Below are 19,424 nucleotides of genomic sequence, written 5' to 3' on the forward strand. Positions count from 1 at the left end.
GTAAAGTTTTATTCGAGAGCCGCGACCGTCGCGGCAAGGGGACTGGAATGTATCTGGGCATAGACTTGGGAACCTCCGGGGTAAAGGTCTGCCTCATGCGCCCGGATGGCACCGTGTCGGAAACGGCCACCGCCCCGCTTGCCACAAGCCATCCCTTCGATGGTGCCAGCGAGCAGGATTGCCTGTCCTGGTGGGACGCCTGCTGCACCGCCGTGCAGTCGCTTCCATCGGCGTTGCGCCACGAGGTGCGCGCCATCGGGCTGTCGGGGCAGATGCACGGGGCGGTTGTGCTGGACGGGCAGGGGCAGCCGGTGCGGCCCGTGATGCTGTGGAACGACGCCCGCGCCACGAAGGAAAGCGCCGACATGATCGCGGCGGAACCCGAGGCGGGCGAGATCGCGGGCATTACCCCGATGGCGGGCTTCACCGCGCCCAAGCTGCTTTGGCTGGCCCGGCATGAGCCTAAGGCACATGCCCGCATCGCCCATATCCTGCTGCCCAAGGATTATCTGGGCCTCCGCCTGCATGGGCGCTATGTCACCGATCCGACCGATGCGGCGGGCACCTCCTGGCTGGACCAGCGCACCCGGCAATGGTCGGAGAAGATCTGCGCGGTCAGCGCGACGGACCCGGCCTGGTTGCCCGAGATCGCCTATGGCACCAAGGTGGCGGGGGAGTTGCGGACCGATGCCGCCCTAGCGCTCGGGCTGCCCGCGGGCATTCCCGTGGCGGTCGGAGGTGGCGATATCGCGGCGGGCGCCGTGGGGATCGGTGCTATCGGGGCGGGGGACGGGTTCATCTCGCTCGGCACCTCGGGGCAGCTTTTCGTGACGACGCCGGACTATCGCCCGAACACCGACAACCTGATCCATGCCTATGCGCATACGGTGCCGGGGCTGTGGTTCCAGATGGCCGCGATGCTGAACGGGGCACGCCCGATGGCGTGGCTGGCCAACCTTCTGGGCCGACCCATCGCCGACCTGCTGGCCGAGGCCGAGGTGGCGGAGGCGGGGCCGATCTTCCTGCCCTATCTGACCGGCGAACGCACGCCGCATGGCGATTCGACGATCCGGGCCGGATTCTCGGGCCTGGGCGAGACCACGACACCGGGCGGGTTGATGCGCGCGGTGGTCGAGGCGATTGCATTCACCCTTGCCGATGCCTCAGATGCGTTGCGGCGCGGGGGCACGGAGCCTGGCACGCTGCTGGCCATTGGCGGCGGCACCAAGAGCGATTTCCTGATGCAGACCATCGCCACCGTCATGGATTGCCGGATCGGCAGAAGCGGCGCGTCCGGGGTCGGGCCCGCGCTTGGCGCGGCGCGGCTTGCCTGCGTGGCAGAAAGCGGGCGGGCCATGCGCGATGTGATGACCAAGCCCGAGGTCGCCAGGTGGTTTGAACCGCAGAGCGCCGACAAGGACCAGTTGCAGGCGCGGTTGGCGGGGTTCCGCGCGCTCTACCCGGCCCTGCGCGGCGTGCAGGCGGCAGGCCGGTGGACCTAACGCTGTGGTTTGGAAATGTCTGCCGCGATCCTGCGCCGCATCAGGCGCTGGTACAGCCCCGGCGACGCGCGCGAGATCAGCGCGGCAAGACGGGCCACGCGGCCCACGGGGATGAACTCCTGCCCCCGCTCGACCCCGCGCAGGATGGTTTCGGCGGCGGCCTCTGCCGACATGTAATCCACACCGTCAGTGGCCGAGCCTGGCCGCTGGATACCATCCTCGCCGCACCCCGCATTGCCCAGATTTGTCGCCACGAAACTCGGGGCCGCGATCAGGCAGCGCACGCCGAACGCCGCTTCCTCGGATCGCAGCGACCCGAAAAACCCCTGCATCGCATGTTTCGATGCGGCATAGGCGGTGCGGCCATAGAGCGGCGCAAAGCCCGCGACGGATGAGATCGCCAGATGGGTGCCCCGGCTTGCCCGGATCGGGTGCAGGAACGCGCGGGCCAGCTCCACCGCGGCAAAATAGTTGATCTCGAACACGCGCCGGTGGCTTGCGGCGTCGGCCTCGGCGAAGGGGCCGATCTGCGACACGCCCGCATTGTAGATCACCATGTCGATCGAGGGGCGCGCGGCGATGATCCGATCCGCCGCCCGCGCCAAAGCCTGCCCATCGGTGAGGTCGACGGCCACCGGCGTCCGGGTTTCCGTATCCTCCAACCCGCCAGTGTCGACATCCATCAAGACGCAGTGCCAGCCCCCGGCCTCCAGCCGTGCCGCCATTGCCCGTCCAAGGCCGCCATTACCCCCTGAAATGACGGCCGTTCTCATGGGTTCGCCTCCAGCCGCCAGAGATCGAAGACCTGGGCCGAGGACAGTTCGGGCGTGTAGCCGAACACCTGCTTGAGCCGCTGATTGTCCAGTACGGGCCGGTATTGCAGGAACCTCACCTGCTCCGGCCCATAGCGCGACAGGCCGAGGGGATGCGCCACCGCCAGCGCCAGTTTCAGGGCCGACGCCGGCAGGCGGAGAACCGGCTTGCCCAGCGCGCGCGCAATGTCATCGACCGTCATCCAGCCATCCCCCGCGACATTGTAGACCCCCGCCGGGGCGCCCGTCGCGGCGCGTTCGACGATCCGGGCCAGGTCACGGGTCCAGATGAAGACGAAGGGGCTGTCGCTGCCCCGGACCGCCAGAAGCCACCTGCGCCGGAACAGAGCGGTGATCTGGTTGTCGGTCCCCGCCCCAAGCACGGTGCCGACGCGCAGCACGACCTGTTCCAGCCCCGGATGATCGCGGCGCGCGTCCGCCAGCATCGCCTCGACGCGGGCCTTGTGGTCGGCATAGGCGAACTCGGGATTGCCGCGGCAGGGCGCATCCTCGGTCAGGGGCACGGGGTTGTCGGCGTGATAGCCATAGGCCGCGCCGGAACTGGTGACGACCAGCCGCGTTACCCGATGCGCGATGCAGGCCGCCAGCACGTTGCGCGTGCCGGTCACATCGACCGCGAAGGCCCGGTCGCGGGTCATCCCCGGCGGTGGCGTCACGATGGAGGCGAGGTGGACCACGACATCCGGTTTCTCGTCGCCGATGACGGTATCAGGATCGGGGCCGGTCACGTCCATGCGCCGGAACCGCACGCCTTCGGGCAGGCCCACGCGGGCGAGGTCGGTGACCAGGATGTCCTCGCGCGGCAACGCATCGGCCAGCGCCCGTCCCACCATGCCCGCGCCGCCGGTGATCAGGATGCGGGTCATGGCGCGACCGGGGTGCGGGCCATCACGCTGGCCAGTGCCAGCCCGGAAATCGCGTGCCAGATGCCCCAGAACGCGGCGACGATTGCCATGCCGCCGAGCCCGCCAAAAAAACCGAAGATCAGGACAAGGCCGAGCCCTGAGTTCTGGATCCCGGTCTCGATGGTCACGGCGCGGCGGTCGAAGGGCGACAGCCCCGCGAGGCTGGCCAGCGCGTACCCCCCCGCAAGGGCCAGCGAATTATGCGCGATGACCAACCCGGCAATGCCGCCCGCGAAGGCCAGGAAAAGGGCCCAGTTCGCGGCGAGGGCCAGCGCGATGAAGGCCACGAAAATCGCCATCGACACCCATTGCAGCGGCCTGCGCAACCGGCGCGTCAGATCGGGCCGCCCGGTGTTCAGCGTCACCCCCAGGATCAACGGCAGGACCAGCATCAGGCCCACGGTAATCGCGATGCGCACGGGGTCGATCGAGGTGGCGCGCAGGATCTCGGCGGAGGGTTCATAGAGGCTGCCCCAGAACGCGATGTTGAGCGGGGTCAGCAGGATGGCGCCGACAGTGGCGAAGGCGGTCATCGACACTGACAGGGCGGCATTGCCCCCGGCCCGATGGGTGATGAAGTTCGAGATATTGCCGCCCGGACAGGCCGCGACAAGGATCAACCCCAACGCCACCGAGGCGCGCGGCGTCGTGGCCAGCACCAGCAGGAAAGTCAGCGCGGGCAGCAGCAGGAATTGCGAGGCGAGGCCCACGATCAGCGGTTTCGGGGCCTTCGCCAGCAGCTTGAAATCGCGCGCGGTCAGGTCGATTGCGATCGAGAACATGACGATGGCCAGGATCGCGTTGAGCAGGGTCAACGACCCGGCCGAGAAATTCAGAACCGCCTCGTCAATCATGCGCGGTTGCCTTTCAGCTTGCGGATCCAGCCTCGCACGGCCTTGAGATAGGTCGCCTTGTCGACGTAATAGGCCATGCGCGGCAGGTCGAGGTAATTCATGCCCCCCGTCGCGCGGTCGAACTCCTGCGCTTTTGCCTGCTGCAACTCCCGTGCCTCGGGCGTGCCCTCGCGCAGCCCCTTGATATAGCGCACCACCATTTCCGCCTGGTCGTGGCGCCCCTGCCAGCCGAGGCCCGTGGCCTCGACCATGCCGAGGAGGAAGAGGTCATCGCGCTTCGGGTGCATGGCGTTGAGGAAGAGATGTGGCGCATCACCCTGCCAGTTGAGCAACCCGTCGTCGATGAACGGGTAATCCAGCTTGTAGCCGGTCGCGGCCAGGATCATGTCATACTCGGCGCTGGTGCCATCGTTGAAATGGACGGTCTGCCCATCGAACCGGTCGATATCGGGCCGGATCGAGATGTCGCCATGGCCCGCATGATACAGCACCAGCGAATTGACCACGGGGTGACTTTCATAGAGCTTGTGGTCGGGCTTGGGGAACCCGTATTTCTGCGGGTCGCCCACGAACCATTTCAGCATCGTGCCATCGACGAGCCGTTTCAGCGCCATCGGCAGCCGGATCGCACCGCCCAAGGTGTCGGCGGGCCTGCCGAAGACGTATTTCGGCACGAAATGATAGCCCCGCCGCATCGAGAGGTCGCACGACACCCCGTGATGGATCGCGTCCACCGCGATGTCGCAGCCGGAATTGCCCGCGCCGATCACCAGCACGCGCTTGCCGTCGAACTGGCGCGGATGGCGGTAGTCGGCGGCATGGATCAATTCGCCGTCGAAATTGCCCTTGAACGTCGGCATGTTGGGCGTGCTGAGCGTGCCATTGGCAATGAGGAGGCCCGCGAAGTCCTCCTCATGCGTGCCGTCCGCGTCGCGCCAGGTCACACGCCAGCCGTCGCCAGGTGATCCAAGCGGCGTGCAGGACAGAACCTCGGCCCCGAACCGGTAATGCCGGTTCAGGTCGAACGCCTCGGCGAACTCCTCGAAATAGCGCTTCATCTCGCGGTGCGAGGGGTATTCGGCCACATCCTCACGCATCGGGAAATCGGTGAACTCGGTCATCTTGCGCGATGAGATCAGATGCGCCGTTTCGTACATGGTCGATCGGGGGCCTTCGATGTCCCACAATCCGCCCACACCTGAGTTCAGCTCGAACCCCTGAAACCCGATGCCATGCCGGGACAGCAGCTTGGCCGCCGCCAAACCCATCGGCCCCGCCCCGATCAGGGCGAAGCGTTCGCGCGCGTTTGTCATTATCGTCCTCCGTTCCTGCGCTTAAGTTGAACAACTGTTCAAAACAAGGCAAGATGAAATCCATGATGACAGCCCAATCCACGGTGTCCGAACGCAAAAGAGCGCCGTCCAAGCGGGCGCTGGCGACGCGGGACCGTGTGTTTGACGCGGCGGAACGGGTGTTTGCGCAGCGCGGTTTCGACGGCGCCACGATTCGCGACATCGCGGCGGAGGCAGGCGAACCGGTCGGCACGATCCACCATCACGGCGGCGGCAAGGAGGTGCTGTTTCAGCGAACCGTGGCGCGCCGGGCCGAAGCCTTGTCGGATGCGCGCCTGGCCATGCTGGAGCGGATCAAGGAAAACCTGACCCTCGAAACCGTGCTGGAGGCTTTTATCCGCCCCTTCTTCGCGCTGTCGGCACAGGATGGGCGGTGGCGCGATTACGCGCGGCTGGTGGCCTATGTCTCGGTCGATGACAGGTGGCGCGAGGTCTCGGCGCGCCATTTCGATCCGACGGCGGCAATCTTCATTGCCGAAATGCGCAAGCTGATGCCGGGGGTCTCACCCCAGCAGGTGGCCGAAGGGTTCGTGTTCTCGGTCTCGGCGATGCTGGCGCTCCTGACCTCCGGCGACCGGATCGCAGCCCTTGGCGGATCGGTCGGGTCCGAGGCCGACCAGGTCGACCGCCTGATCCGGTTCTGCGCGGCGGGCATGGCCGGGAGGCTGACCCGATAGGATCACGCCGCGACGCGAGGCTCCACTTCTGCAAATGCCCAGATCATCAACTCGTCTAAATCTGCCGGGATCTGCACGGCCAGACCGGCGGTGAAGGCGTGAAACGCCTCGGCATTCAGGCTGTTCAACCCGACCAGAACCGGAATGCCCCGTGCTGCGGCCTCGGCGATGGCGCCCCGAAACCCGCGCCCTTCGGCCTCGTGCTTGCCGAACTTGTTGATGATCAGCATATCCGCGCCCTGCGCCAGTCGTGCCTCGGCCCGCGCGACCGCCGTTTCCAGCGCGGCAGGGTCCAGCCGACATCCCCGCGCCGCTGCGCCCAGGTTCTGCGAGATCCGCAAGGTCGGCCCGTCCGGCAAGACCCGCACATCCATGTCACAGCGATGCGTGTCGGGCCGGTCGGTGTTGATCTGGACGGTGCCGCACAGGCGCGCGCCCCCGGCGATCAGGCGGTCGGCAAGATCGGCCAGCAGCAGGTCGGTATCACCGCGCCCCTCGGCCATGACATAGGCTATGTTCATTATCTCTCTCGCTTTCTCATCAGGTCTCGAAGGGCAGGAATTCGACCAGGTCGCCCGCGCGCATCTGGTCGGCCTCTGCCGGGATCAGGATCAGCCCGTCGGCGCGGGCCAGCGTGGCGACACGGGCGGAATGGGTTTGCCCCTCGAACCGGACCATCTCGCGGCCATTGGCGTCATGTCCGGCCAACAGGGCGGGGCGCATCTCACAGCGGCCCGGCTTGTGCTCCAGCGGATCGGCAAGGACCGCGTGGCGGCGCGCGGTGACGGGCTGCCTGCCGGTCAGGTGGTCCAGCAGGGCGGTTCCGAAGACCTGCCAGATCACATGGGCCGAAACCGGATTGCCCGGCAGCCCGAGCCATGCAGTGCGCCCGAGCGTGCCGACCGAAACCGGCTTGCCCGGTTTGATCGCGACGCCGGAAAGGTGGATCGTGCCGCCAAGCGCCAGCAGCGAGGGCTTGACCAGATCGGTATCGCCCACGGAAATGCCGCCGCTGGTGATCAGAAGATCGGCCATATCGGCCAGCGCGGCGATCTGCGCGGTCAGCGCGTCGGCGTCATCCTCGGCCACGGCACGGGCGGTGATCTCGACATCCGGGCGGGTCAGCATCGCGATCATCATCGGGCCGTTCACGTCCCAGATCTGACCGGGGGCGAGGTCCTGGCGCTGCGGAACGATCTCGTTGCCCGTCAGCAGCAGCGCGACCCGCAGCGCCTTCGTCACGGTCACCGACGCGCGCCCCGATGCGGCGGCGGCGGCGATGTCGCGGGCGGTCAGGCGCCGCCCGGCGGGCAGGATCACGTCGCCTTGTCCCATGTCATCGGAGACGGCCCTGACGTTCTGGCCGGGGGAGGGCCGGGGGCGGATCTCGATGCGACCGGGATGGGCGGTGACCGCCTCCTGCATCACCACGCAATCGGCCCCGCCGGGCACCGCGCCGCCGGTGAAGATGCGCGCGGCATGGCCGGGGGGCAGCGGGGCACGGGCATCGTCGCCCGCCGCGATCCGGGCCGAGACCGGCAAGACCCAGGGGCCATCGCCGATCAGGTCGCCCGCGCAGAGCGCATAGCCATCCATCGCGGAAGAGGCGAAAGGCGGCACATTGGCGCGCGCGGTCACCGGGCGGGCCAGCACGCGGCCCATGGCCTTGGCCAGCGGCACGTCTTCGGTATCTTTCCGGCGGGGCAGGGCGCGGATGCGCTCCAGCGCCTGGTCGATGCTGGCCAGTCCCTGCGCGGCGTCGCAGCCGCAGCCGGGCGCGTCCAGTCGGGCGATCACGGTCATGTTTCGGTCTCCGTCACGTTTCGTGGGCGTGCGACGCTGCATTGCAGATCGCGCAGGCGCCCGTCTTTCAGCCCATAGATCAGGCCATGCACGCGGACATCCTCGCCACGTTTCCAGGCCGCTTGCAGGATCGGCGTTTCGGCCACCCTTCGCACGCCCTCGACGACATTCAACTCGGCCAGCTTGTCGCGCCGTGCCTCGGCGCTGTCCAGCCGCGCCAGGTCCAGGGCGTAGGCGCGGCCAAGGCGGCGGATCGGTTCCAGCCAGTGATCGGCCAGCCCATGAGCGATCTCCTCGGTCGCCGCCTTGACGCCGCCGCAGCCGTGATGACCGCAGACGACGATTTCGCGGACCTTGAGCGCATCGACCGCAAACTCCAGCGCGCTGAGCAGGTTGAGGTCGGAGGAATGCACCACATTGGCGACATTGCGATGCACGAAGACCTCGCCCGGATCCAGACCTGCCACGACATTGGCCGAGACCCGGCTGTCGGAACAGCCGATCCAGAAGAACTCCGGCACCTGCTGCACGGCGAGGCGGGCGAAGAACTCCGGCTCCGCCGCGCTCCGGCCCTCGGCCCAGTCTCGGTTGCGTTGCAGAAGATCGCTCAGCATCGCGCCCGCCTAGCCCGCCATTTCCGGGTTCTTCAGGTCCGCGCCCTTGATCTCGGCTTCGGACACCAGACCGGCGACGAAATCCTTGGCGGCGCGGGCCCAAGCGGCCTTCTCCATCGCCTCGGCGATGCGCGGCTTGACGGCGTCGAAGGGCAAGACCGCCCCCTTGGCCAAGCCATCGAGGCGGATGATGTGATAGCCGTGACGGGTCAGGACGGGGTCCGCCGTGATCTCGTGTTCGGCCATCTCGCGCAGGGCGGCCTCGAATTCCGGCACGGTGTCGCCGGGGCCAAGCTGGCCCAGGGCACCGCCCGCGGATTTCGAGCCGCAATCGCTTTCCTCACCGGCCAGCTTGTAAAACCCCTTGGGCGCGTCCAGTGCCGCGGCGGTCAGGGCCCGTGCCTTGGTCAGCGCCTTTTCGCGGCCCGCCTCGTCGCGCGGATCACAGGCCACCAGGATATGCGACACCTCCCAAAGCGGCGGTGCGCGGAAGCGCGACGGGTCTTTCAGCCATTCGGCGCGGATGGCGTCCTCGGAGGGGGCCTGCGCGTCGATGGCGGTATCGAGAAGGCCCCGGATCAGGGCCTCCTCCTCGGTCTCGAACCGGCCCGGGCCCACTTCGGCGGGCTCGGGCGCGATGCCCCGGCGGGCCGCCTCCTGCAACAGCAGGGTGCGGATCGCGACGGCATTGGCGGCCTTGCGCCAGGCGATGCCGGGCTTGCCCTTGGGGCCGGTGTGGTTCTGGGTCTCGGCGGCCACCACGGCGTGGGGGACGGTTTCGCCATTGACCACCAGGTCGGGGAAGAGTGCAGCATTCATGGCAGCTTACTCCGACCGGGCCGCAGGGGCGCGGCGTGTCCGCACGATCTGATAGCCCGAGCGGAAAAGGTAACGGAACGGAGCAGCGAAGCCCGACACCATATGCACAAGCCGCGTGAACGGGAACAGGATGGTGATCAGCAGGCCCAGGAAGATATGCACTTTGTAGAGCCAATGCACGTTGGCCACGTCCAGCCAGGCGTTGATGTTGAGCAAGATCACGCTTTGCGACCAGTTCATGAAGGTGACCATCTCGACCCCGTCCATATGGCGCAGCGTCAGGGTGATCGTGCCCAGGCCGATCAGCAATTGCAGCCAGATCAGCACCATGATGCCGATATCGGAGAAGCTGGAGTTCATCCGGATGCGGCTGTCGGTCAACCGGCGGTGCAGCAGGATTGTCGCGCCGACAAGCGCCACGGCGCCGGCGATGCCGCCGATCAGCACGGCCATCCACTGTTTCACCGCGTAGGGGATTCCCAACGCGTCCAGCACCCAGACCGGGGTGAAGAGGCCCAACAGGTGGCCGAAAAACACCGTGATGATACCGACATGGAAGAGGACCGAGCCCAGGATCAGCTGCTTGCGCCGCAAGAGCTGGCTGGAGGAGGATTTCCAGGTGAAAGGGTCGCGCTCGTAGCGCGCGATCGAGCCCACGATCAGCACGGTGAGCGCGATATAGGGCATGATCCCGAAGATGAAGAAGTCGATACTGAAGTTTGCAAACATTTCCATTACTCCCTATTCGGCCGCGTGGGGCGCGTTACGGACGGGCATGTCCATTTTCGACAGCATGTCGCGAACCTGCGGACAGCCTGCGTTGGGGTCGGGGCCGAAGCGCACTTCGCTTTCCTCCCAGACCTCGTCCAGCGCCTCCAGATCCTCGGGGTCGTCGTCGGGCTGCTCCAGCAGTTCCGCCAGTGCCTCGTCGTTCGCCCTGGCACCCGATAGCTGGAAAAGAGCGGCGAACACGGCACCATAAGGACTTTCGCGCCGGTCAAGCCGGGTGGCGAGCGCCTCGAAGATATGGGCCGCGTCCGCCAGAGTTTCCCTGGCCTCGACGAAGGGTTGCGTGGCCAGGAATTCCAACAATACGGGCAGGTGATCGGGCAGTTCGGGCGTGGCGGGGTCGAACCCCGCCGCGCGGTAGGTTTCCACCAGCGAAACCATCGCGCCGCCCCGGTCCCGGCTTTCGCCATGGACATGCTCGAAGAGGTTGAGCGACAGCGTGCGCGAGCGGTCGAAGAGCATCACGAACTGCTCCTCCAACTCGTAGATGTCACGCTGCGCCAATTCCTCCAGCAAGGGGCTCAGATCCCGGCGGGCGGCGGCGGTCAGACGGCTTTCCGCCATCAGCGTGCCGGCGATCTCGGGCATGGCTGCCTGAAGCTCCCGGGTGGGATAGCTCAGGATCAGCGACAATGCCTTCAAGGTGCGGTCTTGCAATTGCAGGGTCATTACCTCGCCTCCGTCGGCATCTTCAGGGGTTTCTTGCCGCCGCCGAAGAGCGATCCGCCCTTGTTGCCGGTGGAGCAGCCATTGCTGTCGGTAAAGCCGCAGCCGCCGCGCAGGTCATAGGCTTCCTCGACATGTTCGCGGTGCGTCGTCGGGATGACGAAACGATCCTCGTAATCGGCCAGCGCCATGATCTTGTACATGTCCTCGATCATGCGGCCATTCAGGCCGACGCTTTCCGCGATGCCTTCGTCGATGACGCCCTCGACGGTCTTGGACCGCATGTAGGAGCGCATCGCCAGCATCCGTTCCAGCGCGGTGACAACCGGGGCTTCTTCGCCCGCCGTCAGCATGTTGGCCAGATACTTGACCGGAATCCGCAGGTTGCGCACATCCGGCATCCCGTTCTTGGAGCTGATCGCGCCCGCCTCGGCGGCGTTCTGGATCGGGGAAAGCGGCGGGATATACCACACCATCGGCAGCGTCCGGTATTCGGGATGCAGCGGGAAGGCGACCTTCCACTCCATCGCCATCTTCCAGATCGGGCTTTGCTGCGCGGCCTTGATCCAGTCCTGCGGGATGCCGTCACGCTTCGCCGCGGCGATCACTTCGGGGTCCTTGGGGTCCAGGAAGACGCTCAGTTGTGCCTCGTAGAGGTCGCTCGTTTCATGCGCGTTCGCCGCTTCCTCGATCCGGTCGGCATCGTAGAGGATGACGCCGAGATACCGGATTCGACCGACGCAGGTTTCCGAACAGACGGTCGGGTTGCCGCTTTCGATCCGGGGATAGCACAGGGTGCATTTCTCGGATTTGCCGGTTTCCCAGTTGTAATAGACCTTCTTGTAGGGGCAGCCCGAGACGCACATCCGCCAGCCGCGGCATTTCTCCTGGTCGATCAGCACGATGCCGTCCTCCTCGCGCTTGTAGATCGCGCCAGAGGGGCAGGAGGCCGCACAGGTCGGGTTGAGGCAATGTTCGCACAGCCGCGGCAGATACATCATGAAGGTATTTTCATACTCTCCATACATCTGCTTCTGGATGCCTTCGAAATTGTAATCCTTGCTGCGCTTCTCGAACTCCCCGCCCAGGATTTCCTCCCAGTTGGGGCCTTTCTCGATCTTCTGCATCCGCTCGCCCGAGATCCGCGACCGGGGCCGGGCGGTCGGAAACGCCGCGCCCTCGGGGGCGGATTTCAGGTGGTCGTAGTCGAAATCGAACGGCTCATAGTAATCGTCGATCTCGGGCAGGTCCGGGTTGCCGAAGATGTTGGACAGGATACGCCACTTGTTGCCCTGCTTGGGCTGCAACTTGCCGGCGCGGGTCCGTTCCCAGCCGCCGTTCCAGCGGGCCTGGTTCTCCCAATCGGTGGGATAGCCAAGGCCCGGCTTGGACTCGACGTTGTTGAACCAGGCGTATTCGACTCCGTCGCGGCTGGTCCAGACGTTCTTGCAGGTAACGGAGCAGGTGTGGCACCCGATGCATTTATCGAGGTTCAGCACCATGCCGATTTGAGCGCGGACTTTCATTCTGCTGCCTCCGTGGGGGTTGCTTCATTGTCGAGCCAGTCGACGTTCTTCATTTTGCGGACCACGACATATTCATCGCGGTTCGACCCGACCGTGCCGTAGTAGTTGAAGCCGTAGGCCTGATGGGCGTAGCCGCCGATCATATGCGTGGGCTTCAGCGTGGCGCGGGTGACCGAGTTGTGGATGCCACCGCGATTGCCGGTCTTTTCACTGCCCGGCGTGTTCACGATCTTCTCCTGCGCGTGATACATGAAGGTCGAGCCTTCCTTGATCCGCTGGGACACAACCGCCCGGGCCGTCAGCGCCCCGTTCACGTTGTAAAGCTCGATCCAGTCGTTATCGACGATGCCCACCTTCTGCGCGTCCACCTCGGAGATCCAGACGACCGGCCCGCCCCTGTTCAGCGTCAACATCAGCAGGTTGTCGGTATAGGTCGAGTGAATGCCCCATTTCTGGTGCGGCGTGATGAAGTTCAGGAACAGGCTGTCGCCTTCGTCCAGCACGTCCTTGTTGATGGTCTTGAGGTCCACCGGGGGCCGGTAGCTCATCAAGCCTTCGCCGAATGCGCGCATCCACAGGTGATCCTGGTAGAGCTGCTGACGCCCCGTCAGGGTCCGCCACGGGATCAGCTCATGCACGTTGGTGTAGCCCGCGTTGTAGCTGACCTTCTCGGATTCAATCCCCGACCAGGTGGGGCTGGAGATGATCTTGCGGGGCTGCGCCGCGATGTCCCGGAAGCGGATCTTGTTGTGATGCTCGCCTTCGGCCAGGTGCGCATGTTCGCGACCCGTGGCCTTCTCCAGCGCGTGCCAGGCCTTGACGGCCACTTCACCGTTGGTTTCAGGCGCCAGCATCAGCACCGCTTCGCAGGCATCGAGCGCGCTTTCCATCTTCGGTCGACCCTCGGCCGAGCCGTCAAGCTGGCGGCCATTCAGATCGCCAAGATTGTCCACCTCGCTTTGCGTGTTCCACGAGATGCCCTTGCCGCCATTGCCGAGCTTGTCCATGAGCGGCCCAAGCGCGGTGAAACGGTCGTAGATCTTGGTGTAATCCCGCTCGACCGCGATGAAGTTCGGCGCGGTCTTGCCGGGGATCAGGTCGCATTCGCCCTTCTTCCAGTCCTTGACCTGGTCCTGCGCGATCTCGGCAGGGGTGTCGTGCAGGATCGGAAGCGCGACGATGTCGGTCTCCTCGCCCAGGATTTCCGGCGCGACCTCCTGCACCTTCTTGGCAATCGCCTTGAAGATTTCCCAGTCCGACTTGGATTCATACGCCGGATCGACCGCCGCCTGAAGCGGGTGGATGAACGGGTGCATGTCCGAGGTGTTCATGTCGTCCTTTTCGTACCAGGACGCGGTCGGCAGAACGATGTCGGAATAGACGCAGGTGGTGGACATGCGGAAGTCGATGGTCACCAGAAGGTCCAGCTTGCCGCGCGGGGCCTCCTCGTGCCACTTGGCCTCCTTGGGCAGTTGCCCGCCTTCCTCGCCCAAGTCCTTGCCCATGACGCCATGCTTGGTGCCCAGGAGGTGCTTGAGGAAATACTCATGCCCCTTGCCGGACGAGCCAAGCAGGTTGGAACGCCACACAAACAGGTTGCGCGGCCAGTTCGCCGGATCGTCGGGGTCTTCGCAGGCCATTTGCAACTCGCCCGATTTCAGCTGCTCGGTGACATATTCCGGGATTGCCTTTCCGGACGCCTTGGCCGCCTTGGCAACCTCCAGCGGGTTGGTCTTGAGCTGCGGCGCGGAGGGCAGCCAGCCCATGCGCTCGGCCCGGATGTTGTAGTCGATCAGGTTGATGTCCCAATCGCCTTCGGGCGCGGTGGGGCTGAGGATCTCCTTGGCCTCCAGCGTCTCGTAGCGCCACTGGTCGGTATGGGCATACCAGGCGCTGGTGGAGTTCATGTGACGCGGCGGGCGGTGCCAGTCCAGCGCGAAGGCCACCGGCAGCCAGCCGGTCTGCGGGCGCAGTTTCTCCTGGCCCACGTAATGCGCCCAACCGCCGCCGGATTGGCCGACGCAGCCGCACATCACCAGCATGTTGATGATGCCGCGATAGTTCATGTCCATGTGGTACCAGTGGTTGATACCGGCCCCCAGGATGACCATGGACTTGCCCTGCGTGTCCTCGGCGTTCTGCGCAAATTCACGCGCGACATGGATGATCTTGTCGGCGGGCACGCCGGTGATGCGCGATGCCCAGGCCGGGGTGCCCGGCATCTCGTCGGCATAGTCGGACGTCACCCAGTCGCCGCCAAGCCCGCGATCCAGGCCATAGTTGGCGCAAAAGAGGTCGAACACCGTCGTCACCAGGGTCTCGCCCTCGGCGGTGGTCACCTTGCGGGCCGGGATGTTGCGCGTCAGGATATCGGGGTGATCCGCGCCGGTGGCGAAATGCTCATGCGCCTGGCCGCCGAAATAGGGGAAGTCGACGCCGACGACATCGTCATGGTCTTCTTCCAGGATCAGGCTCATCTTGAGCTGCGTATCCGCCCCCTTGGCGCGTTCCTCGAGGTTCCATTCACCCTCTTCGCCCCACCGGTAACCGACCGAGCCATTCGGTGCGACCAGGTCGCCGGAAGTCTCGTCCAGCGCGACGGTCTTCCATTCCGGGTTGTTGTCCTCGCCCAGTTTGCCATCCAGATCGTCGGCGCGCAGGAAGCGGCCCGGAACGTATCTGCCGTCTTTCTCCTCCAGCTTCACCAGCATCGGGAAGTCGGAATATTTGCGGCAGTAATCCTCGAAATACTCGGCCTGACGGTCGAGGTGGAATTCACGCAGGATGACGTGGCCGAACGCCATCGCCAGCGCCGCGTCGGTGCCCTGCTTGGCGGGCAGCCAGACATCGCCGAACTTGGCGGCCTCGGAATAGTCGGGGCAGACGACGGCGGATTTGGTGCCCTTGTAGCGCGCCTCGGTGTAGAAATGCGCATCCGGCGTCCGCGTCTGCGGCACGTTCGAGCCCCAGAGCAGCAGGTAGCCCGAGTTATACCAGTCAGCCGATTCCGGCACGTCGGTCTGTTCGCCCCAGGTCATGGGCGAGGCGGGCGGCAGGTCGCAATACCAGTCGTAGAAGGACATGCAGACGCCGCCCATCAGGGACAGGTAGCGCGAGCCCGCGGCATAGGAAATCATCGACATCGCGGGGATCGGCGAGAAGCCGAAGATGCGGTCGGGGCCATAGGTCTTGGCGGTATAGGAATTGGCGGCGGCGACGATCTCGGTTGCCTCTTCCCAGGTGGCGCGCACAAAGCCGCCCTTGCCGCGGGTCTCGACATAGCCCTGGCGCAGGATCGGATCGGCTTGGATCGCGGTCCAGGCCTCGATCGGCGATTTCGTCTCGCGCATCTTGCGCCAGACCTTCATCAGTTTGCCACGGATAAGCGGGTTCTTCACCCGGTTGGCGGAATAGAGATACCACGAATAGGAGGCGCCGCGGGCGCAGCCGCGCGGTTCGTGGTTGGGCAGGTCGGGCCGGGTGCGCGGATAATCGGTATGCTGCGTTTCCCAGGTGACGATGCCGGACTTGACGTAGATCTTCCAGCTGCACGACCCGGTGCAGTTCACGCCATGGGTCGAGCGCACGACTTTGTCGTGGCGCCAGCGGTTGCGATAGGTGTCCTCCCAATCGCGGTTTTCACGGGTCATCTGCCCATGTCCGTCCGAGAACTTTTCGACCGTGTCGGAGCGGAGGAAATTCAGTCTGTCGAGCAGGTGGCTCATGTCATTGGCTCCCTAAGGGGTGGGGTGGTGGGGCCCGCCCGAAGCGGCGCTCCGGGCAGGCGCTGTCGGATCAGGGGTTCTTGATGTAGGCGTTCGGGCGCAGGTAGAACCACCAGTTGATGGCGATGCAGAGCACGTAGAAGGCCGCGAACCCGTAGAGGGCGTATTCCGGCGTGCCCGCGCTCATCTGCTCCCCGAAAATCTGCGGGATGATGAACGCGCCATAGGCGGCAACCGCGGCAGTCCAGCCCAGGACCGGTCCGGCCTGCTCCTTGTTGAACGCAACCGCGATCGTGCGGAAGGTCGAGCCGTTGCCAATGCCGGTGGCGGCGAACAGGATCAGGAACAGGATCAGGAAGGGCAGGAAGAAGTCCTGCGGCGTCGCCGAGGCATAGGCGGCCTGGATGAAATAGGCCACGCCAAGCGCCGAGGCGACCATCACGATGGAAATCCACTGCGTCACACGCGCCCCGCCCAGTTTGTCGGCCATCATGCCGCCGATCGGACGGATCAGCGCGCCGATGAACGGCCCCATCCAGGCAAACATCAGGGCGGATGGGCCATCGGGGTTGGCGGTGTCATGCGTCATGATACCGTCGATCTCGATATGCTGGAAGCCGAAGACCACCTTGATGGTCAGCGCCAGTGCCGCCGAATAGCCGATGAAGCTGCCGAAGGTCATCGTGTAGATCACGGTCATTGCCCAGGTGTGCTTGTTGCCGAAGATCTTGTACTGGCGCGACAGGTTCTGCCCGACGGCACCGGGGATCAGCTTGAGGCCCAACACGGTCAGCGCGATCACGATGGGCAGCACGAGCCATTTCGACAGGCCCAGACCGGAGGACGGCATGCCGCCTTCCACGCCCGGAAGCATCAGCCAGATGCCAAGGACAGAGGTCGCAAACCCGATCAGCAGCATGCCGGTGATGATACCAAAGGCCCCAAACGGGTTCGGGATGTTCGGGCTGACATGTTCGTCACGGATGTTGTTCATTCCGAACCAGCCGATGATGACCAGCGGAACCAGCGCAAGCAGCCAGACGAAGCCTGCGTTCTGAATGTATGTCTCGGATCCTGCGGGGATACGGGCAAAGAAGGTGCCCGAGGTGTTCTGCAGCGTCATCGACTCGCCGCCGAACAAACCGAAAGTCATCACAAGGGGGATCACGATCTGCATCGTGGTCACGCCGAAATTGCCCAGACCGGCGTTCATGCCAAGTGCATAGCCCTGGATCTTCTTGGGGAAGAAGAACGAGATGTTGGACATCGAGGAGGAGAAGTTGCCGCCGCCGATACCCGACAGGAACGCCAGAACCTGGAACTGCCAGAGCGGCGTATCCGGGTTGGTCAGGGCAAAGCCCGTCAGGACAGCGGGGATGATCAGCAGCGCGGTCGTAAAGACGATGGTGTTGCGCCCGCCAGCGATGCGGATGAAGAAGGTCGAGGGGATACGCAAGGTCGCCCCGGCGAGACCCGCGATCGCGGTCAGGGTAAAGAGCTGTGATTGCTCGAAGGCAAAGCCCAGGTTGATCATCTGGACCGTGATGATGCCCCAGTAGAGCCAGACGGCAAAGCCGCAGAGCAGCGATGGAATGGAAATCCAGAGGTTGCGGTTCGCAATCCCCTTGCCGGTCGACGCCCAATAGGACTCATCATCCGGTGTGTAGTTTCTCAGGTCTTGTCCCACGAGTGGTCTCCTCGTTCTTTAGGGTGTGTGACGCCCCGCCGCCTGGGATCGGCGGCGAAGCGCGGGAGATGTTGCTTATTGCGGCTGCGGCGCTTGATCGCGGTTTCTGATCGCGATCAGGCCTTCCTCCAGCTCGGCATTGGCCCGTTCGGCACGGCGGCGCAGCGTCTCGATATTGGCCGCGGCGAAGTTGGCGCGTTCCTCGTCTTCCTGGCGGGTCGAGAAGCGGACGAAGAAGGCCAGGAACGAGGCACAGGTCACCACGATGCCGAGGATGAAGAAGGCTTCGGACCAGTCGATCATGTTCTTGAACAGGAACCCCGCCAGAACCGCGCCCGCATTGCCGCCCGCGCCGACCACGCCGGCCACGGCACCAAGCGCCTTCTTGTTGATGAAGGGCACGACCGAATAGGTGGCCCCTTCGGCCATCTGGGTGAACAGCGAGAACACGATGAGCGACGGAATGGCCAGGAACAGCACCTGCATCTGGCTGAAGATCATCAGCGCGATGCCCTCGAACAGGAGGCAGATGAAGAGCCAGAACGACCGCCCCCGCAGGCCCCAGAGCGCCCCGAAATTGTCCCCGAAAATGCCGCCGAGCGTCCGGGCAAAGAGGTTCATCAGGCCAAAGCTTGCGGCCACCAGGCCGGCAGTCACCAGCGTGAGGTCGAAATAGTCGATGAAGTAGAGCGCGGCGACGTTGTTGACCGTCAGCTCGATGCCGAAAGAGGCCCCGTAGATGACGAACAGAACCCAGACCCTCGGGTCGCGCAGCGCCTGCCTGTAGTTCTTGTTGACGTTCTTTTTCTCGATCATGCGGCCCTGGGCGCGCAGATCGTCGAAATTGCCGTCGGGCGCGTCCTGGGTCAGGAAATAGTAGGCGATCCCGACCAGGAAGATGATGATACCGACAACGACCATCGACAGTCGCCAGCCGACCGCCTCGGAAAAGCCGAACCCGACAACCATGACCGAGAACAGCAGCGGCATGACGAACTGCGTGACACCGCCACCCAGGTTACCCCAACCGGCCGATGTGGCGTTCGCCTGGCCCACCACGTTCGGCGCGAACATGACCGAGGTGTGGTATTGCGTGATCACAAAGGAGGCCCCGATGCCGCCGATAAGAACGCGGAACAGCAGGAAGGTCTCGAAACTTTGCGCCAGACCAATGCCCATCACCGGCAGCGAGCCCAGAATCAGCAGCCAGGTATAGGATTTCCTGGGGCCGATCCGGTCGCAGAGCCAGCCGATGAACAGCCGCGCGAAGATTGTCATCGACACCGAGCCGATGATCGCCCAACCGATCTGGTTGGGTGTCAGCGCCAGTTCATCGCGCACGACAGACATAAGTGGCGCAATGCCGAACCATGCGAAAAAGCACGAAAAGAACGCAAACCACGTCATGTGGAAGGTTCTGATCTGCACCATCTTCACGTTTAAGAAATTGCCCCAGAGACTGGTGGCCTTGTTTTGCAGCTCCATCGAGTTCCCTCCGATCCTTGGCAGATGCAAACCTGACTGCCTTGCTTGATCTGGCCGGACCCTGTCAGGATGGATGGGCGGGCTGCTTGATCTGGGTCAAAAACCGGGAAAAAGCGTATGAAATAAATGAGTTACAAAAATATGTCAGTTGGTGAGGCAGGGTTTCGCAAGGCAGGGCCCGAGAAAT

Annotated in this window: 16 protein-coding genes; 2 read left to right on the forward strand and 14 right to left on the reverse strand. The window is 64.7% G+C overall.

Annotated elements, in window-relative coordinates:
* Positions 1 to 47: 47 nt before the first annotated feature.
* Positions 48 to 1,502 (forward strand): xylulokinase, encoded by a 1,455-nt coding sequence (gene xylB / locus AC13C7_RS13665; protein ID WP_482867816.1) that lies wholly within the window; start codon positions 48 to 50, stop codon positions 1,500 to 1,502.
* On the opposite strand, the gene AC13C7_RS13670 is transcribed toward xylB, so the two are convergent.
* From AC13C7_RS13670 to AC13C7_RS13685, 4 genes are read right to left on the reverse strand one after another with little or no spacing between them, the layout of a single operon-like run.
* Positions 1,499 to 2,275 carry an SDR family NAD(P)-dependent oxidoreductase gene (locus AC13C7_RS13670; RefSeq protein WP_482867817.1) on the reverse strand — a complete coding sequence of 259 codons (777 nt, stop codon included), beginning with the start codon at positions 2,273 to 2,275 and terminating at the stop codon, positions 1,499 to 1,501. The two genes, xylB and AC13C7_RS13670, sit on opposite strands and share 4 nt — an antisense overlap.
* On the reverse strand, positions 2,272 to 3,201 hold the full coding sequence (locus AC13C7_RS13675; protein ID WP_482867818.1) for an SDR family oxidoreductase: 930 nt from the start codon (positions 3,199 to 3,201) through the stop codon (positions 2,272 to 2,274). Before AC13C7_RS13675 ends, AC13C7_RS13670 begins: the two co-directional genes overlap by 4 nt.
* Positions 3,198 to 4,094 (reverse strand): bile acid:sodium symporter family protein, encoded by an 897-nt coding sequence (locus AC13C7_RS13680; RefSeq protein WP_482867819.1) that lies wholly within the window; start codon positions 4,092 to 4,094, stop codon positions 3,198 to 3,200. Before AC13C7_RS13680 ends, AC13C7_RS13675 begins: the two co-directional genes overlap by 4 nt.
* Positions 4,091 to 5,407, reverse strand: a complete 1,317-nt coding sequence (locus AC13C7_RS13685; protein WP_482867820.1) for a flavin-containing monooxygenase — start codon at positions 5,405 to 5,407, stop codon at positions 4,091 to 4,093. Before AC13C7_RS13685 ends, AC13C7_RS13680 begins: the two co-directional genes overlap by 4 nt.
* 62 nt (positions 5,408 to 5,469) lie before the next feature.
* Here AC13C7_RS13685 and AC13C7_RS13690 point away from each other — a divergent pair, with 62 nt between their 5' ends.
* On the forward strand, positions 5,470 to 6,123 hold the full coding sequence (locus tag AC13C7_RS13690) for a TetR/AcrR family transcriptional regulator (protein ID WP_482867821.1): 654 nt from the start codon (positions 5,470 to 5,472) through the stop codon (positions 6,121 to 6,123).
* 2 nt (positions 6,124 to 6,125) lie between these two features.
* Here the strand turns inward: AC13C7_RS13690 and AC13C7_RS13695 are convergent, their stop codons facing one another.
* The 10 genes from AC13C7_RS13695 to AC13C7_RS13740 all read right to left on the reverse strand — a co-directional run bounded on the left by AC13C7_RS13695 (position 6,126) and on the right by AC13C7_RS13740 (position 19,237).
* The gene (locus AC13C7_RS13695) at positions 6,126 to 6,644 is read right to left on the reverse strand and encodes a DUF2478 domain-containing protein (RefSeq protein ID WP_482867822.1); all 519 of its coding nucleotides are present in this window, start codon (positions 6,642 to 6,644) and stop codon (positions 6,126 to 6,128) included.
* A gap of 19 nt (positions 6,645 to 6,663) precedes the next feature.
* Entirely contained in the window at positions 6,664 to 7,926 is a 1,263-nt protein-coding gene (locus tag AC13C7_RS13700; protein WP_482867823.1) for a molybdopterin molybdotransferase MoeA, read from the reverse strand.
* Positions 7,923 to 8,540, reverse strand: coding sequence for a carbonic anhydrase (locus AC13C7_RS13705; RefSeq protein WP_482867824.1), 618 nt, complete (start codon positions 8,538 to 8,540; stop codon positions 7,923 to 7,925). Before AC13C7_RS13705 ends, AC13C7_RS13700 begins: the two co-directional genes overlap by 4 nt.
* Positions 8,541 to 8,549: 9 nt before the next feature.
* Entirely contained in the window at positions 8,550 to 9,359 is an 810-nt protein-coding gene (locus tag AC13C7_RS13710) for a peptidylprolyl isomerase (protein ID WP_482867825.1), read from the reverse strand.
* 6 nt (positions 9,360 to 9,365) lie between these two features.
* Positions 9,366 to 10,088, reverse strand: coding sequence for a respiratory nitrate reductase subunit gamma (gene narI / locus AC13C7_RS13715; protein ID WP_482867826.1), 723 nt, complete (start codon positions 10,086 to 10,088; stop codon positions 9,366 to 9,368).
* Positions 10,089 to 10,100: 12 nt separating this feature from the next.
* The gene (gene narJ / locus AC13C7_RS13720; protein ID WP_172319490.1) at positions 10,101 to 10,817 is read right to left on the reverse strand and encodes a nitrate reductase molybdenum cofactor assembly chaperone; all 717 of its coding nucleotides are present in this window, start codon (positions 10,815 to 10,817) and stop codon (positions 10,101 to 10,103) included.
* Positions 10,817 to 12,340 (reverse strand): nitrate reductase subunit beta, encoded by a 1,524-nt coding sequence (gene narH / locus AC13C7_RS13725; RefSeq protein ID WP_482867827.1) that lies wholly within the window; start codon positions 12,338 to 12,340, stop codon positions 10,817 to 10,819. Before narH ends, narJ begins: the two co-directional genes overlap by 1 nt.
* Positions 12,337 to 16,065 carry a nitrate reductase subunit alpha gene (locus tag AC13C7_RS13730; protein WP_482867828.1) on the reverse strand — a complete coding sequence of 1,243 codons (3,729 nt, stop codon included), beginning with the start codon at positions 16,063 to 16,065 and terminating at the stop codon, positions 12,337 to 12,339. The genes narH and AC13C7_RS13730 overlap by 4 nt, the downstream gene beginning before the upstream one ends.
* 70 nt (positions 16,066 to 16,135) lie before the next feature.
* Positions 16,136 to 17,752 (reverse strand): MFS transporter, encoded by a 1,617-nt coding sequence (locus AC13C7_RS13735; RefSeq protein WP_172319493.1) that lies wholly within the window; start codon positions 17,750 to 17,752, stop codon positions 16,136 to 16,138.
* A 75-nt stretch (positions 17,753 to 17,827) separates the two neighbouring features.
* Complete coding sequence (locus tag AC13C7_RS13740; protein ID WP_482867829.1) at positions 17,828 to 19,237, reverse strand: MFS transporter; 1,410 nt, start codon at positions 19,235 to 19,237, stop codon at positions 17,828 to 17,830.
* Between the last annotated feature and the right edge of the window lie 187 nt (positions 19,238 to 19,424).

This window comes from Alterinioella sp. B-7, from assembly GCF_056857775.1.

Coding starts and splice junctions, on each gene's coding strand:
- xylB (WP_482867816.1), top strand. CDS start 48: ATGTATCTGGGCATAGACTTGGGAACCTCCGGGGTAAAGGTCTGCCTC.
- AC13C7_RS13670 (WP_482867817.1), bottom strand. CDS start 2,275: ATGAGAACGGCCGTCATTTCAGGGGGTAATGGCGGCCTTGGACGGGCA.
- AC13C7_RS13675 (WP_482867818.1), bottom strand. CDS start 3,201: ATGACCCGCATCCTGATCACCGGCGGCGCGGGCATGGTGGGACGGGCG.
- AC13C7_RS13680 (WP_482867819.1), bottom strand. CDS start 4,094: ATGATTGACGAGGCGGTTCTGAATTTCTCGGCCGGGTCGTTGACCCTG.
- AC13C7_RS13685 (WP_482867820.1), bottom strand. CDS start 5,407: ATGACAAACGCGCGCGAACGCTTCGCCCTGATCGGGGCGGGGCCGATG.
- AC13C7_RS13690 (WP_482867821.1), top strand. CDS start 5,470: ATGATGACAGCCCAATCCACGGTGTCCGAACGCAAAAGAGCGCCGTCC.
- AC13C7_RS13695 (WP_482867822.1), bottom strand. CDS start 6,644: ATGAACATAGCCTATGTCATGGCCGAGGGGCGCGGTGATACCGACCTG.
- AC13C7_RS13700 (WP_482867823.1), bottom strand. CDS start 7,926: ATGACCGTGATCGCCCGACTGGACGCGCCCGGCTGCGGCTGCGACGCC.
- AC13C7_RS13705 (WP_482867824.1), bottom strand. CDS start 8,540: ATGCTGAGCGATCTTCTGCAACGCAACCGAGACTGGGCCGAGGGCCGG.
- AC13C7_RS13710 (WP_482867825.1), bottom strand. CDS start 9,359: ATGAATGCTGCACTCTTCCCCGACCTGGTGGTCAATGGCGAAACCGTC.
- narI (WP_482867826.1), bottom strand. CDS start 10,088: ATGTTTGCAAACTTCAGTATCGACTTCTTCATCTTCGGGATCATGCCC.
- narJ (WP_172319490.1), bottom strand. CDS start 10,817: ATGACCCTGCAATTGCAAGACCGCACCTTGAAGGCATTGTCGCTGATC.
- narH (WP_482867827.1), bottom strand. CDS start 12,340: ATGAAAGTCCGCGCTCAAATCGGCATGGTGCTGAACCTCGATAAATGC.
- AC13C7_RS13730 (WP_482867828.1), bottom strand. CDS start 16,065: ATGAGCCACCTGCTCGACAGACTGAATTTCCTCCGCTCCGACACGGTC.
- AC13C7_RS13740 (WP_482867829.1), bottom strand. CDS start 19,237: ATGGAGCTGCAAAACAAGGCCACCAGTCTCTGGGGCAATTTCTTAAAC.